This window comes from Blautia sp. MSK18_10 (assembly GCF_020553185.1).
Taxonomy (GTDB): Bacteria; Bacillota; Clostridia; order Lachnospirales; family Lachnospiraceae; genus Blautia_A; species Blautia_A wexlerae.
In genome coordinates this window covers 112,986-128,143 of the sequence record NZ_JAJCGT010000005.1, presented here as the reverse complement: position 1 = coordinate 128,143, position 15,158 = coordinate 112,986, and the positions used below count along the sequence as shown (strand labels likewise).

17 protein-coding genes are annotated in these 15,158 nt (G+C 39.5%); 16 read left to right on the top strand and 1 reads right to left on the bottom strand.

All coding sequences use genetic code 11. From position 1 onward, the window contains the following. Positions 1 to 43 precede the first annotated feature (43 nt). From LI074_RS04320 to LI074_RS04260, 13 genes are all read left to right on the top strand, one after another. Entirely contained in the window at positions 44 to 535 is a 492-nt protein-coding gene (locus LI074_RS04320; protein ID WP_173697800.1) for an antirestriction protein ArdA, read from the top strand. A gap of 15 nt (positions 536 to 550) precedes the next feature. Beyond that, entirely contained in the window at positions 551 to 946 is a 396-nt protein-coding gene (locus LI074_RS04315) for a hypothetical protein (protein ID WP_173697799.1), read from the top strand. Between the two features lie 16 nt (positions 947 to 962). Continuing rightward, positions 963 to 1,466, top strand: coding sequence for an antirestriction protein ArdA (locus LI074_RS04310; protein ID WP_021414682.1), 504 nt, complete (start codon positions 963 to 965; stop codon positions 1,464 to 1,466). Positions 1,467 to 1,578: 112 nt separating this feature from the next. Next, positions 1,579 to 1,968 carry a conjugal transfer protein gene (locus tag LI074_RS04305; protein ID WP_005611098.1) on the top strand — a complete coding sequence of 130 codons (390 nt, stop codon included), beginning with the start codon at positions 1,579 to 1,581 and terminating at the stop codon, positions 1,966 to 1,968. Continuing rightward, complete coding sequence (locus tag LI074_RS04300) at positions 1,955 to 4,408, top strand: ATP-binding protein (protein WP_173697798.1); 2,454 nt, start codon at positions 1,955 to 1,957, stop codon at positions 4,406 to 4,408. The genes LI074_RS04305 and LI074_RS04300 overlap by 14 nt, the downstream gene beginning before the upstream one ends. After that, positions 4,405 to 6,555, top strand: a complete 2,151-nt coding sequence (locus tag LI074_RS04295; protein WP_173697797.1) for a CD3337/EF1877 family mobilome membrane protein — start codon at positions 4,405 to 4,407, stop codon at positions 6,553 to 6,555. The genes LI074_RS04300 and LI074_RS04295 overlap by 4 nt, the downstream gene beginning before the upstream one ends. Beyond that, positions 6,552 to 7,559: a bifunctional lytic transglycosylase/C40 family peptidase gene (locus tag LI074_RS04290; protein ID WP_173697796.1), complete on the top strand. Its 1,008-nt coding sequence runs from the start codon at positions 6,552 to 6,554 to the stop codon at positions 7,557 to 7,559. Before LI074_RS04295 ends, LI074_RS04290 begins: the two co-directional genes overlap by 4 nt. Positions 7,560 to 7,573: 14 nt before the next feature. Beyond that, positions 7,574 to 8,476, top strand: a complete 903-nt coding sequence (locus LI074_RS04285) for a conjugal transfer protein (RefSeq protein ID WP_173697795.1) — start codon at positions 7,574 to 7,576, stop codon at positions 8,474 to 8,476. A 169-nt stretch (positions 8,477 to 8,645) separates the two neighbouring features. Further along, positions 8,646 to 9,332 carry a response regulator transcription factor gene (locus LI074_RS04280; RefSeq protein WP_173697794.1) on the top strand — a complete coding sequence of 229 codons (687 nt, stop codon included), beginning with the start codon at positions 8,646 to 8,648 and terminating at the stop codon, positions 9,330 to 9,332. A 101-nt stretch (positions 9,333 to 9,433) separates the two neighbouring features. Then, the gene (locus tag LI074_RS04275) at positions 9,434 to 10,372 is read left to right on the top strand and encodes an ABC transporter ATP-binding protein (RefSeq protein WP_035403278.1); all 939 of its coding nucleotides are present in this window, start codon (positions 9,434 to 9,436) and stop codon (positions 10,370 to 10,372) included. Further along, complete coding sequence (locus LI074_RS04270; protein ID WP_173697793.1) at positions 10,350 to 11,045, top strand: ABC transporter permease; 696 nt, start codon at positions 10,350 to 10,352, stop codon at positions 11,043 to 11,045. Before LI074_RS04275 ends, LI074_RS04270 begins: the two co-directional genes overlap by 23 nt. A 15-nt stretch (positions 11,046 to 11,060) precedes the next feature. After that, complete coding sequence (locus tag LI074_RS04265) at positions 11,061 to 11,798, top strand: ABC transporter permease (RefSeq protein ID WP_055303142.1); 738 nt, start codon at positions 11,061 to 11,063, stop codon at positions 11,796 to 11,798. 9 nt (positions 11,799 to 11,807) lie between these two features. Next, complete coding sequence (locus LI074_RS04260) at positions 11,808 to 12,707, top strand: sensor histidine kinase (protein WP_117915790.1); 900 nt, start codon at positions 11,808 to 11,810, stop codon at positions 12,705 to 12,707. Between the two features lie 231 nt (positions 12,708 to 12,938). On the opposite strand, the gene LI074_RS04255 is transcribed toward LI074_RS04260, so the two are convergent. Beyond that, a complete protein-coding gene (locus LI074_RS04255; protein ID WP_005342894.1) occupies positions 12,939 to 13,298 on the bottom strand; it encodes a helix-turn-helix transcriptional regulator in 360 nt (119 codons plus the stop codon). A gap of 498 nt (positions 13,299 to 13,796) precedes the next feature. On the opposite strand from LI074_RS04255, the gene LI074_RS04250 reads away from it, so the two are divergent. From LI074_RS04250 to LI074_RS04240, 3 genes are all read left to right on the top strand, one after another. Then, the gene (locus LI074_RS04250; RefSeq protein WP_044925118.1) at positions 13,797 to 14,228 is read left to right on the top strand and encodes an RNA polymerase sigma factor; all 432 of its coding nucleotides are present in this window, start codon (positions 13,797 to 13,799) and stop codon (positions 14,226 to 14,228) included. After that, on the top strand, positions 14,218 to 14,457 hold the full coding sequence (locus LI074_RS04245; protein WP_005423216.1) for a helix-turn-helix domain-containing protein: 240 nt from the start codon (positions 14,218 to 14,220) through the stop codon (positions 14,455 to 14,457). The genes LI074_RS04250 and LI074_RS04245 overlap by 11 nt, the downstream gene beginning before the upstream one ends. A 495-nt stretch (positions 14,458 to 14,952) precedes the next feature. Next, complete coding sequence (locus LI074_RS04240) at positions 14,953 to 15,147, top strand: DUF3173 domain-containing protein (protein WP_009265203.1); 195 nt, start codon at positions 14,953 to 14,955, stop codon at positions 15,145 to 15,147. The last annotated feature ends 11 nt before the right edge of the window (positions 15,148 to 15,158 follow it).

The following is a 15,158-nucleotide window of genomic DNA, read 5'->3' as shown; positions in this document are numbered from 1 at the left end:
TGCTTTTTTCATACTCAAAATTAGAAGAAAGGACTGAATTACGATGGAAGAATGTAGCGTATTGATTGAAACGACCAAATCAGCAGAGGATAAAACCTCTCGCTGGTTTGATTTACCCATTGATTATGAGCTGTTCCGTGACCTGCTCGGTGTGGAAGCTGACAGCAATGATTATCAAATCATTGATATGAAGCTCCCCTTTGCTGGCGACATTGTAAGGTCAACTTCTGTCAGACGGTTAAACAAGCTGTACTTTGCTTACACGGATTTATCGCCAGAGGTTCAGCAGGCTTATAAAGAGTTGATTTCCTATTGTGGCGGTGTAGAGGATTTATTGCAGAAATCAGAAGAATTTCTGTTTTATCCAGAGTGCCACAACATCGTGGACGTTGCCCGTTACCGCTTGGAGCATAACATTGAATTTTCTGCTCTATCCGAAAAAGGAAAGAAATACTTTAATCTGGAAGCCTACGCCCATGAACTGGAAGAAAAAGGACGTTATGCTCTCTGCAACAACGGTATGTTCAAACTTTGACAGGTGGTATTGCTTATGGCAGAAATGAAAGTATTTGTTATCAATCTTGATGAACAGGAAAAAGATACAGGCTGTGCATGGTTTACACTTCCCTGCAACATAGAAGCATTAAAACAATCCATTGGCTTACCGCCGGACAGTGACCGTTATCTTATCAGTGATTATGATTTTCCTTTTGAAATCCTGCAAGATACAGACCTTGACCTGTTAAACAATATCTGCCTTGCGATTTCGGAGAGTGAAATCCCACCCGAAGATATACCTGCAATTCAAAGAGAATGTTTTTCAAACCTGCAAGAGCTGGAAGCCGGACTTTGCAATATTACATACCATCGGAACTGTTCAGATATGGAAGAAACATCAGAACATTTCCTGTGTGTGCATGGCAGATTTTATGAATACAATGAGTGAAAGGAAGTGACCGTTTATGATTGATGATATGCAAGTCTATATAGCCAATCTTGGCAAGTACAATGAGGGAGAACTGGTCGGGGACTGGTTCTCTTTTCCGTTGGACGAAGAAGTGATTGCAGAACGTATCGGCTTAAATGCAGAGTACGAAGAATACGCAATCCATGATACGGACAACTTCCCGATGGAGATTAGCGAATACATTTCCATCGAAGAACTGAACCGTATCTATGAGCAGTTGGAAGAATTACCGGATTACCTGCTGGACGACTTGGACAGTTTTATATCCTGCTATGGAAGTCTGGAAGAACTGGTGGAACATAAGGACGACATCATTCTGTATTCCGGCTGTGAAACGATGACCGATTTAGCCTACTATCTGATTGATGAAGAACAGATACTCGGAGAAATCCCGTCCTCTTTACAGAACTATATCGACTATGAAGCCTACGGGCGTGACCTCGATATAGAGGGGACATTTATTGCAACAAACGCTGGTATCTGTGAGGTACTGCGTTAAGGGCTGGCAGATCAGCACCGCCACTGGTGCTACTGTCAGCTTTTCTCTTGGGGCAGTCTGGAAAATCCGGCTGTCCCTGTTGTTAGGAAAATGAAGAAAGGAGCATTTACAAGTGAAGAAAATCCGAAGTTATACAAGTATCTGGAACGTGGAAAAGGTACTGTATGCCATCAATGATGTAAACCTGCCATTCCCTGTGACCTTTACCCAGATTACATGGTTCGTGCTGACGGAATTTATCATCATTCTGTTTGCAGATGTACCGCCACTTTCCATGATTGAGGGTGCGTTTTTGAAATATTTCGGGATTCCCGTTGCCCTTACATGGTTTATGTCACAGAAAACCTTTGACGGGAAAAAGCCATACAGTTACATCAAGACGATGGTGCTGTATGCTCTGCGTCCCAAAGTGACTTATGCCGGAAAAGCCGTGAACCTGCATAAGCAGAAATTTGAGGAAACTATCACGGCAGTAAGGAGTGTGACCTATGTTCCCGATTAAATATATCGACAATAACCTTGTCTGGAATAAGGACAATGAGGTGTTCGCCTACTATGAGCTGATACCGTACAATTATTCATTCTTATCCCCAGAACAGAAATACCTTGTGCATGACAGCTTCCGTCAGCTTATCGCACAGTCCCGTGAGGGAAAGATTCATGCGTTGCAGATTGCAACTGAAAGTTCAATCCGAAGCATACAGGAACAGTCAAAGAAGCTGGTCACTGGAAAGCTCCGTGAGGTAGCAATCCAAAAGATAGACGACCAGACCGAAGCCCTTGTATCCATGATAGGCGACAATCAAGTTGATTACCGTTTCTTTCTGGGATTCAAGCTCATGGTCACAGAGGACGAAGTCAATCTGAAGAACATCAAAAAATCGGTATTTCTGACATTCCGTGAGTTTTTGAATGAGGTAAGGCACACGCTGATGAATGACTTTGTTTCCATGAGCAATGATGAAATCAACCGTTATGCGAAGATGGAAAAACTGCTGGAAAACAAAATCTCCCGTAGATTCAAAATCCGCCGACTGGAAGCCAAAGATTTTGCCTATCTGATGGAACACCTCTACGGCAGGGACGGGATAGCTTATGAAGATTATGTGTATCCTCTGCCAAAAAGAAAATTAAAAAGAGAAACACTGATTAAGTATTATGACCTTATCCGTCCTACCCGTTGTGTGGTAGAAGAAAGCCAGCGATATTTGCGTCTGGAACATGAGGACAGCGAAAGCTATGTATCCTACTTTACGGTCAATGCCATTGTCGGGGAGCTGGACTTCCCATCATCGGAAATCTTTTATTTCCAGCAACAGCAGTTCACATTCCCTGTGGATACGTCCATGAATGTTGAGATTGTCGGAAATAAGAAAGCCTTAACCACTGTCCGTAATAAGAAAAAGGAATTAAAGGACTTGGACAATCACGCCTATCAAGCCGGAAATGAAACAAGTTCAAATGTGGTGGAAGCCTTAGACAGTGTCGATGAACTGGAAACAGATTTAGACCAGAGCAAGGAAAGTATGTACAAGTTAAGTTACGTCATACGGGTATCTGCACCCGATCTTGACGAACTGAAACGCCGTTGTGATGAAGTCAAGGACTTTTACGATGATTTGAATGTGAAGCTGGTTCGCCCTGCCGGAGATATGATGGGACTGCATGGAGAGTTTCTTCCAGCCAGCAAACGTTATATCAATGATTATATCCAGTATGTGAAATCCGACTTTTTAGCCGGACTTGGTTTCGGTGCTACCCAGATGTTGGGAGAAAATACAGGAGTCTATATCGGATATTCCGTGGATACAGGAAGAAATGTCTACCTGCAACCGTCCCTTGCCAGTCAAGGGGTAAAAGGTACGGTCACAAATGCGTTGGCTTCTGCCTTTGTGGGTTCGCTTGGTGGTGGAAAATCATTCTGTAATAACCTGCTGGTGTATTATTCCGTTCTGTTCGGTGGACAGGCAGTTATCCTAGACCCGAAAAGTGAGCGTGGGAACTGGAAAGAAACACTGCCGGAGATTGCAGAGGAAATCAACATTGTAAACATTACCAGTGATTCCAGCAATCAAGGGCTGTTAGACCCGTATGTGATTATGAAAGATGTCAAGGACGCTGAAAGTCTTGCCATTGATATTCTGACGTTCCTTACAGGTATCAGCAGTCGTGATGGCGGAAAGTTTCCTGTCCTTAGAAAAGCTGTCCGCACGGTATCCCAGAATCAGAACCACGGGCTGTTGCAGGTCATTGAGGAACTGCGGAAAGAGGATACCGCCGTATCCCGTAACATTGCAGACCATATCGAAAGTTTTACTGACTATGATTTTGCACAGCTCCTGTTCTCGGACGGTTCGGTGGAAAATGCAATCAGTCTGGATAACCAGCTCAACATCATACAGGTTGCAGATTTGGTTCTGCCGGATAAGGATACCACCTTTGAGGAATACACGACCATTGAGCTGTTGTCGGTATCCATCTTAATTGTTATCAGTACCTTTGCCCTTGACTTTATTCACAGTGACCGAAGTATTTTTAAAATTGTAGACTTGGACGAAGCATGGGCGTTCTTAAATGTGGCACAAGGAGAAACACTCTCAAACAAGCTGGTGCGTGCTGGTAGAGCCATGAACGCCGGAGTTTATTTCGTGACACAATCCTCTGGGGACGTATCGAAAGAAAGCCTAAAAAATAACATCGGTTTAAAGTTTGCGTTCCGCTCCACAGATACCAATGAAATCAAACAGACCTTAGAGTTTTTCGGACTGGACAGTGAGGACGAAAACAACCAGAAACGGTTGAGGGATTTGGAGAACGGACAATGCTTAATGCAGGATTTATACGGGCGTGTCGGCGTGGTACAGATACACCCTGTCTTTGTAGAACTGCTCCATGCCTTTGATACCAGACCGCCGATAAAAAGTGAGGTGGATTTGGAATGATGAAATCTGTCACAAAAGAAAAGGTATTCCATGTACTGAAACTGGTTCTGCTTGCCGTGACCGTCACGCTGGTACTGCTGTTCCTGCTTGGGACGGTAGCTCATGCGTCTGGACTGGTCGATGATACGGTCAATGCAGACAACCTGTATTCAAAGTATCCGCTTTCCAATTATCAGCTTGATTTCTATGTGGACAATAGCTGGTCTTGGCTTCCGTGGAACTGGCTGGACGGCATTGGAAAATCGGTGCAGTACGGGCTTTACTGTATCACAAATTTTGTCTGGACAATCAGCCTGTATCTTAGCAATGCCACAGGATATGTGGTGCAACAGGCGTATAAGCTGGACTTTATCAATGACATGGCTGACAGTATCGGGAAAAGTATCCAGACACTTGCCGGAGTAACCGAACATGGATTTTCCAGCAGTGGATTCTATGTGGGATTCCTGCTCATTATCATTCTGATTGTAGGTGTTTATACCGCCTATACAGGGCTTCTCAAACGGGAAACAAGCAAGGCACTTCACGCTGTTATCAACTTTGTGGTGGTGTTCATTGTGTCTGCGTCCTTTATTGCTTATGCTCCCAACTATATCCAGAAAATCAATGATTTCAGTTCGGACATCAGCACCGCTTCTCTGGACTTGGGGACAAAAATCATGCTCCCCGATTCACAAAGCAAAGGGAAAGACAGCGTAGACCTTATCCGTGACAGCCTGTTTTCGATACAAGTAGAAAAACCGTGGCTGTTATTGCAGTTCGGGAACAGTGATACCGAAGAAATCGGGGCTGACCGTGTGGAAGCTCTGGTATCTGCCAGTCCGTCAGACGAAGATGGAGAAACAAGGGAAAATGTTGTCAAAACAGAGATTGAAGATAACGACAATGACAACCTTACCATTCCACAGGTCGTCAACCGTCTGGGTATGGTGTTTTTCCTGCTCATTTTCAATCTCGGTATCACAATCTTTATCTTCCTGCTTACCGGCATGATGTTATTTTCCCAGATACTATTTATCATATATGCCATGTTTTTACCTGTCAGTTTTTTACTGTCCATGATACCGACCTATGAGAACATGGCGAAACAGGCAGTTGTCCGTGTGTTCAACGCCATTATGACAAGAGCCGGAATTACGCTGATTGTGACCGTGGCATTTTCGATTTCCAGTATGTTCTACAACATTTCCACGGACTATCCGTTCTTCATGGTGGCGTTTTTGCAGATAATCTGTTTTGCCGGAATCTACATGAAGCTCGGAGAACTAATGAGTATGTTCAGCCTTAATGCCAATGACAGCCAGCAGATAGGTCGCCGGATATTCCGTAGACCGATGGTGTTCATGCGACACAGGGCAAGACGTATGGAACGCCGACTTGCAAGGGCTGTGGGTACAGGAAGTATGGTCGGAGCTGGTGCTGGTGCAGTCGCTGGTTCTGCTTATAATCACTCTCGTTCTACACATAAAAATACGCCAGCCAGACCACAAAGGAATAATGAGGTTTCCATGGGAAGCCGTATTGGTTCTGCGGTAGGTGCTGTAATGGATACGAAAAATAAAGTCCGTGACAGTGCTTCTTCTCTGAAAGAAAATGTGAAAGACTTACCGACACAGGCTGGTTATACTGTTCACTCTGCAAAACAGAAAGCAAAGGATAATGTATCGGACTTTAAGCGTGGCGTTGTGGAAGAACGGGAAAACCGACAGGAACAGCGTACACAGAAACGCAACCTGCACAGGGAAAATATCTCACAGAAAAAGCAGGAATTACAGAAAGCACAGGAAGCAAGGCAGACAGTTCATGCGAATGGATCAGCGACAGCCGGAGCTACCAGAAGCCATGAACGCCCTGTTGCCACACCTGTTCCAAAAACAGCACAGACCGATACGGTCATAAAGCCGGATATGAAGCGTCCTGCTACTTCTCCTGTGATAAAAAATGCAGAAGTCAAGGCTGGAAAAGAAACTGTCCGAACCAATATCAGACAGGAACAGCAGGTCAAATCGGTTGCCAGAAAGAACCAGACAAACGTAGCGGAATCCATCAGCAATCATAAGAAATCTACGGTACAGAAAACACAGGTCAATGGGAAATCTGCCCGTAAGACTGTTACGAAACAATCAGAGAAAGGACGGAAGAAATGAGATTAAAGCGTATCCTTATCATAGGTACGATATTTCCTGTCCTTTTCTCCATTGTCCTCTTTTTCGGGATATTGATTTCCGGCGAAGATGACGACAGTTCAAACAGCTATTCGCCTGTCTATTCTGGCATGAACCTGTCAGCCGATGTCCTCAAACATCAGCCAATGGTAGAAAAATATGCCAGAGAAAACGGTATCTCGGAGTATGTGAACGTCCTGCTTGCCATCATACAGGTAGAAAGTGGCGGTACGGCTACCGATGTCATGCAGTCCAGCGAAAGTCTGGGACTACCGCCAAACTCATTAAGTACAGAAGAATCTATTAAGCAGGGGTGTAAATATTTTGCGTCCCTGCTTTCTTCCTGTAAAGCAAAAGGCATGACGGACATTAACGTGGTCATTCAGTCTTATAACTATGGTGGTGGCTATGCAGACTATGTGGCGAAGAACGGGAAAAAGCACAGCTTCAACCTTGCAGAGAATTTCGCAAAGAATAAATCCGGCGGTGCAAAAGTAACTTATACGAACCCAATAGCGGTCAGTAAAAATGGTGGCTGGCGTTATAACTACGGGAATATGTTCTATGTGGAGCTGGTCAACCAATATCTGACCGTGAAGCAGTTCAGCAACGAAACGGTACAGGCGGTTATGAATGAAGCATTGAAGTATCAAGGCTGGAAATATGTCTATGGTGGCAGTAACCCGAACACCTCTTTTGACTGTTCTGGACTTACCCAGTGGTGCTACGGAAAAGCCGGAATCAGCCTGCCACGAACCGCACAGGCACAGTATGACGCAACCCAGCATATCCCATTGTCACAGGCACAGGCTGGCGATTTGGTCTTTTTCCATTCCACCTACAACACCAGCGACTATGTAACCCATGTAGGAATCTATGTGGGAAATAATCAGATGTACCATGCCGGAAATCCAATCGGCTATACCGATTTGACCTCTGACTACTGGCAACAGCACATCATTTGTGCCGGAAGAATCAAACAATAGAAAGGACTTGAAATATGTTTAAGAAGAAAGAAAAAACAGAGAAAGCACCTAAGAATAAGAAAGTGCATACCATGAAAGTCGGGACACATAAAAAATCTGTCCTGTTGTTGTGGGCGGTGCTTCTGGCAAGCACCAGCTTTGGTGTGTATAAGAACTTTACCGCCATTGACACCCACACGGTACATGAAAAAGAAATCATTCAGTTAAGATTGAACGATACCAACGGTATTGAGAATTTCGTCAAGAACTTTGCGAAAGCCTACTACTCATGGGATACCAGCAAGGAAGCCATTGAAGCAAGGACAACGGAAATCAGTAAATACCTTACCAAAGAATTACAGGACTTGAACTCCGATACCATCAGAGCAGATATACCAACCAGTGCGACCGTTACAAATGTGCTGGTCTGGAATGTAGAACAGTCTGGAACGGACGATTTTACCGTTGCCTACGAAGTAGATCAGCAGGTAAAAGAGGGAGAACAGACACAGGCAGTCACAGAAAACTATACCGTGACCGTTCATGTAGATAAGGACGGTGCAATGGTCATTACCCAGAATCCTACCCTTGCTCCGTCGGTACAGAAATCAAAGTATGAACCGAAAGTACAGGAAGCCGATGTCAGTGTTAGCTCTGACACAGTTAAGGACGCTACCGCTTTCTTGGAAACATTCTTCAAACTGTACCCAACAGCTACAGAGAAAGAACTTGCCTACTATGTCAAAGACGGTGTGCTTGCTCCTGTATCCGGCGACTATGTATTTTCGGAACTGGTAAACCCTGTCTTTACCAAAGATGGCGATAATCTCAAGGTCAGTGTGTCTGTAAAGTATCTGGATAACAAGTCGAAAATGACGCAAATCTCACAGTATGAGCTTGTGTTACATAAGGACGATAACTGGAAGATTGTAGAATAAATATTACAGCAGAATAGTATGGTAATTGTTTATCCAATCTATACTATTCTGCTTACAATTAGATTGACAAAATAAGAATCCCTCTCATATAATTGGTTTCAATGGTATTGAGGAAATACAACCTTAAATGTATAATGGGAAAGTAGCATTGCAGGAATGAGGTAGGCTAATGAATAAAATATTGATTATTGAAGATGATTTAGAAATAAATGCGTTATTGGCTGATTTTCTAAAAGAAAAAGGATATGCTGTGCATTGCCAATATGATGGACTTCATGTTCTGGATTTTTTGAATAAAGAAAAAATTGATTTGATTATACTTGATATTATGCTTCCTTATCGGAGTGGTGATATTATTTTATCTGATGTACGCAAGAAATCTACGATACCTGTTATTATTATTTCAGCGAAAGAAACTACACAAAATAAAATCGACTTGCTTCGTCTGGGAGCAGACGATTATATCACAAAACCTTTTGATATAGAAGAAGTGCTTGCCAGAATTGAAAGTAATCTGCGAAGAGTACAATTTCAAAATAGCCAGACAGAATGTTTGCAATATAACAATCTGACTTTAGACCTAGAGAAAAATACAGCATTTTTGAATGGAATAGAATTATCCTTAACCGCTAAAGAATTTGGCATTTTAGAATTGTTGATGAAATATCCAGATAAAGTATTTTCAAAATCGAATCTTTTTCAAAGTGTTTGGGATACAGAATATATTGCTGAAGATAATACACTTAATGTTCATATCAGTAATTTACGCAATAAATTAAAAGCGATATGCTCTGATACAGAATTTATTGATACTGTTTGGGGCATTGGCTACCGCCTACATAAAGCTAAGGATTAAACGTTCCTTAGCTTTATTATTTTTTTAACTTTTCTCATTACGATTTAAGAAATTCTTTAAAATTGCCCGTTATACTGGTTTAAGTAAAGGAGGTTTGGGATATGAGTTCAATTATTTTAGAAGCAAAGTCTTTAACCAAAGAATATAAACAAACATTAGCATTAGACCACATAAATTTACAAATAAAAAAAGGAAAAATTTATGGATTTATTGGTCAAAACGGAGCAGGTAAGACTACTTTTTTAAGATTAGTCACAGGGCTTGCGTTTCCAACAAGTGGTACACTTTCTTTATGGGGAAATTCTGGAACAGAAGAATTGCAGAAACAGCGTAAACGAATTGGAAGTATGATTGAAACGCCTGCTCTATTCCCGTCAATGACTGCCTATCAAAATATGGAAGTACAGCGTATTCAACGAGGCATACCAGATAAATCAGTTATTAAAAGGACATTAGATATGGTTGGATTGCAAGATACAGGTAAAAAGAGTGTCCGCAATTTTTCATTAGGTATGCGTCAACGATTGGGGATAGCGATTGCACTTTTAAATACACCAGAACTATTGATTTTAGACGAGCCTATCAATGGTCTTGACCCTGCTGGAATTGTAGAAATCAGAAATTTATTAAAAATTTTGAATAAAGAATATGGTATGACCATTTTGGTTTCAAGCCATATCTTAGAAGAATTGTATCAAACAGCATCAGAATTTATTCTGATTGACCATGGAAAAATTATAGAAGAGATTTCTGATTATGAATTAAATGAACGGTGTAAACGACATATAGCAATTAAAACAACAGATGTTCAGAAAACGGTTCTGGTTTTGGAAGAGAATCTTCATACAGATAACTTTAAACTAATGCCAGATGGCATAATTCGTTTGTATGATTATTTGAATGATTTAGAGACAGTTGCGTCTGCTTTGGCAGAATCGCACATTCTTGTAACAGGACTTTCTGTATCTGGCGATACTTTGGAGGACTATTTTTTGAGCAAAATAGGAGGAACAAAAGATGTCAAATCTCCTAAAAACTGAGTTATATAAGTTGTTTCACAGTTGGTATTTTTGGGGAATTGGAATATTCAATCTCCTTTTAAGTAGCATATTGCTGTTAGATAGTAAAGAACGCTCTTCAAACTTAATTATGGCATCATTATACAATATTCCGTTACTCTATTTTTTGAGTATAGTGTTTATAGCATTGTTCATTGGAAGTGATTTTAGTGGAAGAACTTTAAATACTTATATTACTGCCGGACATAAAAGAAGTTCTATATTTAGAGTAAAGTTAATTGTATCTCAAATAGGTTGTATTATCATTCTGGTATTTCCATTATTTGTACATGGAATTATTAATCAATTTTATATTGGAGAAAAACTTTTTTGGAATGATAGCACATATACTATGGTTTTACTAACTCTGTTTGCCATAATAACACTGTGTGCATTACCGATGTTTTTTGCTTTTATTTTTCGTGATATGGGGAAAACACTGACAGTTTCAATGGTTTTATTTTTTGTTATGATTTTTTTGCTGAACAGTGAATCTGCACAAATAATCAGCAGAATAATACCAATGGGACAACTTAGGTTAATTTCATTGCAAAAGGTCTATTCGACAAACTTTTGCTTGTTTGTAGATTTTTTATGGAATTTTATTTTATATTTCATTGCAGGTAGTGCTTTTTTACATACAGACTTGAAATAACCGGAGGTGTTTTTTATGGATAAATTATTAAAACTGGAAAAATATCAGTTGTTACATAATTCTATTTACTGGTGTGGTATGATTGGAATATTTATTTTAGGATTTTTTACAGCAGATACTTATGTTACAGAGGTCATGGGACCGACAGAAGAAATTGCTTCTTCTCTTGCTGATATTTTTAATGGAATGGTGTATGATTCTACGTTTCTTCTTATCATCATGTCGGCTATACTTGCATTGATTTTAGGACAGGAATTTTCTAAGAGAACAATAAACTTAGAGGTCAGTGCTGGACATTCCAGAAAACAAATTTTTACAAGTAAAATAATATCGTATTTAATTGCTTTTAATCTTATGGCTCTTGTCTATCCAGTTTCAGGGTGCATAAGGGAATTTGGACGCTTTGGTGTTGCAGACGTGGGAATGTTTTTTTACAATATTATAAAAGCAATCATTTATTCTTGTCTGCTTAATAGTGCGATATTTCTAATTGCAATACTTATTTGTTGCTATTTACAGGATGCTGTAAAAGCAACCTCGGTTACAGCAATTATTATTTTTGGTCTTAGCTTATATCTTGGCTATGGAATGATGTTGAGATTACCAGTCGGTTTTTTACCTACTTATCAAATCAGAATCGTTGTCAGCATGAAAACCTTTTTTCAACCGATAGCTATTTTAGTAGGATGTATATGGTCTGGTATATTGGTATTGCTTTCGTGGATAAAATTTTGTAAATGTGATTTTAAATAGGTGGAGAAAATGTCTAACATAGAATGGATTTTAATTATCATAACAATATTTTTAGTAATACTGCTATTTCGATATATTCAATTAAAAAAACAAATCCGTAATCTTGCGGATCAAGTTAATGAATTGAATTCTGGAAATTCACAGCAGATGTTAGACATTTCGTTGATTGATAAAGATTTAGAAAGACTGGCTGGTATATTGAATCAATATAATATCAGACAACGACAGGCTGTTGCAGGCGTATTACGCAATGAAGAGTATTTAAAAGAATCTGTTGCTAATATATCACATGATTTGCGTACACCTCTTACAGTCATTCTTGGTCATTTACAATTATTGCAAAAAGAAAATTGGGAATCCAGTCAAGCACAGCGTGTAAAAGTGATTTTTAGCAAAGCCGAAAAAATGAAAGAATTGGTAGAAACATTCTATGACCTTTCTATTTTGGAGGAACAGCAGACAGTTCCAGAAAAAGAAAAGTTTAATATATCTAATATGTTAATAAATTTAATTACGGAAAATGCCGTTGCATTAGAAAAGGAGAATATTTTACCCGAAATAAATCTCCCAGATTATTCAATATACGTATATTCTGATAAAAATATGGTAGAACGAATTTTACAAAATCTGTTGACAAATGCAATTAAGTATTCTGTTGGAACGATAAAAATAACACTTATGGAGAAAGAAAATAATAATATTATATTTACCATTGAAAATCCAATGAGTGACAGTTCAGAAATTGATTGCAATCGACTTTTTGACCGTTTTTATACAGGCGATAAATCAAGACATAATGGAAGTACAGGATTGGGACTTGCGGTAGTAAAAACACTTGTTGCCATTCTTGGCGGAAATATTGTTGCAAAAGTACATGCCAATAGCCTTATTATTACTCTTGAATTATAAAGTATTGAAGATATATTCGTATGATAATTCATTGAAGAGTGGACATCAAAATGTAAAGTCAATAGTTTGTAAAGTCCAGTTACAAACTATTGGCTTTTTTCATTACTGTGTAACAAGTAAATTTACGATAAAGAAATAAGGATAGTCGGCTCTTATTTGTTGCCTGCGGAGCAGATCAACAAATAAATGTTGAAGAATCTGTATAGGAAAACAGAGAAAACAAGAAGCAAATCACTTCTTATTCTCTCTGCTGTTCAAGATACCGTCAATCGTACCTTGAATGATTTTTAATTCATTATCACTCAATAAATCAAGTGACGAATCTATCTGACGGCGGGCTGTGTTTTTCTCAACATTCTTCGCTGGATAGAAATACTCGTCAACAGATATATTGAACATTGTAACTAAATCATGGAATAACTGAAAGCTAGGGTGTTTTCCGATATTTTCAATATCTGCGATATGACGTTCTCCGTAAAAGACTTTATCGCCTAAATCATTTCTGGAAAGCCCTGCTTTCTCTCTGGCTTCTCTGATTGCCAGTCCTAAAGGACGAAAATCAAAGCTGTGTGTATCTTTCTTTTTTCTCATTTTTAATCACCTAGCATGAGTTTATACTTCATGTTGTGCGATTAGAATGTATTAAAAACTCATATTATATGCACTATAAATTCAAATAAAGTATTACCTAGTTCGGTAAATAAAAAAAACCGTTCTGTGGGTAATCTCTTTTATAATGTCCAAAAATATAGGGACGGTTTTGGTATAACCAGAGCTGTCCTTTTTCTATTTTCACAGGATTGCTCTGGTCAAGGAGCAATTTGTGATTCTAAGTAAAACAGGCAGTCTATACCAACAACCGAATTTATTCCATTTTTTTCTTAGTACATCATCAGTCCTTGAACATGAATTAAAAACTCATATATCAGATGTTTTAAAAACAGTCTATTTGTTATTGATGCAAATAGGCTGTTTTCATATTTACAAAAATTTTTTTCAATCCTGCAACAAATCACACCTTGCCGTACAGATATGGTGCGGAAAGAGGGATAAATACTTTTCACTTCATAGCGAAAGGGGGGTGTGATTTTGAAACCATCAGACTTCCAAAAGACAATACAATGTCAGTTTGACTGTAAGCTCAAAAAGGTTGTGAAAGGCATTGTCCGTAACTACCGCAAGGAATTAGCCAGACGACAGGCAAAGGAAGTATCCTTTTGTGAGCTTCCAGAGATTGTTGTTGAGAAATTGATTGTATGGGACGATTACGAAAGTGAATATACAACGTTCGATGTGTGCGGTACAGAAATCCGTGTACTTGATGAAGAACTTGCAGAAGCACTGAAACAGTTGCCGGAGCAAAGCCGGAACATTGTATTGATGTTTTTCTTCTTGGATATGAGCGATTCGGAGATAGGCGAAAAGCTGAATATCAACCGAAGCACATCATATAGGCACAGAAGAAATTCACTTGAAGAAATCAGAAAGCAGTTAAAGGAGAAGAAAACAAATGAAGAATAAGCAACACACACTTCCATCATTTTTTCTCATATCATCAGCCGTGGACGGTAACGAAAACGCCATAGAAAAGCTGTTGCTGTTCTATGAAGCCTATATATCAAAATGCTGTTTACGCCCGTTTTACGATGAATACGGCAACGTATACATTGTGGTTGATATGGAATTAAAGGGACGTATCAGAGAAGCCCTTTTGAAAATGATATGTGAATTTGAAATAGACGAACATTAAGTAATATTTGAGCGGAGCATGATTTAATAAACTCCCCTCTTTCCTGTTCCGCTTTTTTTTTATCATTCTGTATCAGTCCATTTGTAAAAATGAATTGATACAGGCTGACAAGAGCCTAACAGTTCTTTGACAAGTGAATAAAGCAGTCAGATACGTTTGTGCTTGCAGTGAGCCATCAGAGGTTGTACGCCGTGACTTTTCCAATCGGGAGATAGCGATTCATGCAATGATCTGGGAGCGACCGTTGGAAAAGTCGTTCTGCCATGACCTGCAACACAGGATAATGATACACCCGTATGACACGGTTCAGCCCACAGGAATGGGAATGGTTGAGATACCAGCGGAGCTTGCCGAAGCCGTCTGATTGCTTGTAAAACTATCTAACAACGATTTTGCAAGAAAAAATCATCTTAATAGAGCTTTTTTGCTCATCATTTGATATACTGATAGACAAGATATTGAGATTTCCTTATCTGGTCTATGGAAAGGAGGATTATGATTACCGTAACAAAAAAAGACCTCATAGCACTAGGTTATGGAACTTCTTTCTCGGCAGACATCATAAGAAAAGCAAAAAAACTTATGATTGAAAAAGGGCATACTTATTACCAATCCCGTAAATTGGACAGAGTACCCAAAGAAGCCGTGGAAGAATTATTAGGGATTACATTATCAGACACAAACGATTGATTGTACTTCTT

Coding starts and splice junctions, on each gene's coding strand:
- LI074_RS04320 (WP_173697800.1), top strand. CDS start 44: ATGGAAGAATGTAGCGTATTGATTGAAACGACCAAATCAGCAGAGGAT.
- LI074_RS04315 (WP_173697799.1), top strand. CDS start 551: ATGGCAGAAATGAAAGTATTTGTTATCAATCTTGATGAACAGGAAAAA.
- LI074_RS04310 (WP_021414682.1), top strand. CDS start 963: ATGATTGATGATATGCAAGTCTATATAGCCAATCTTGGCAAGTACAAT.
- LI074_RS04300 (WP_173697798.1), top strand. CDS start 1,955: ATGTTCCCGATTAAATATATCGACAATAACCTTGTCTGGAATAAGGAC.
- LI074_RS04295 (WP_173697797.1), top strand. CDS start 4,405: ATGATGAAATCTGTCACAAAAGAAAAGGTATTCCATGTACTGAAACTG.
- LI074_RS04290 (WP_173697796.1), top strand. CDS start 6,552: ATGAGATTAAAGCGTATCCTTATCATAGGTACGATATTTCCTGTCCTT.
- LI074_RS04285 (WP_173697795.1), top strand. CDS start 7,574: ATGTTTAAGAAGAAAGAAAAAACAGAGAAAGCACCTAAGAATAAGAAA.
- LI074_RS04280 (WP_173697794.1), top strand. CDS start 8,646: ATGAATAAAATATTGATTATTGAAGATGATTTAGAAATAAATGCGTTA.
- LI074_RS04275 (WP_035403278.1), top strand. CDS start 9,434: ATGAGTTCAATTATTTTAGAAGCAAAGTCTTTAACCAAAGAATATAAA.
- LI074_RS04270 (WP_173697793.1), top strand. CDS start 10,350: ATGTCAAATCTCCTAAAAACTGAGTTATATAAGTTGTTTCACAGTTGG.
- LI074_RS04265 (WP_055303142.1), top strand. CDS start 11,061: ATGGATAAATTATTAAAACTGGAAAAATATCAGTTGTTACATAATTCT.
- LI074_RS04260 (WP_117915790.1), top strand. CDS start 11,808: ATGTCTAACATAGAATGGATTTTAATTATCATAACAATATTTTTAGTA.
- LI074_RS04255 (WP_005342894.1), bottom strand. CDS start 13,298: ATGAGAAAAAAGAAAGATACACACAGCTTTGATTTTCGTCCTTTAGGA.
- LI074_RS04245 (WP_005423216.1), top strand. CDS start 14,218: ATGAAGAATAAGCAACACACACTTCCATCATTTTTTCTCATATCATCA.
- LI074_RS04240 (WP_009265203.1), top strand. CDS start 14,953: ATGATTACCGTAACAAAAAAAGACCTCATAGCACTAGGTTATGGAACT.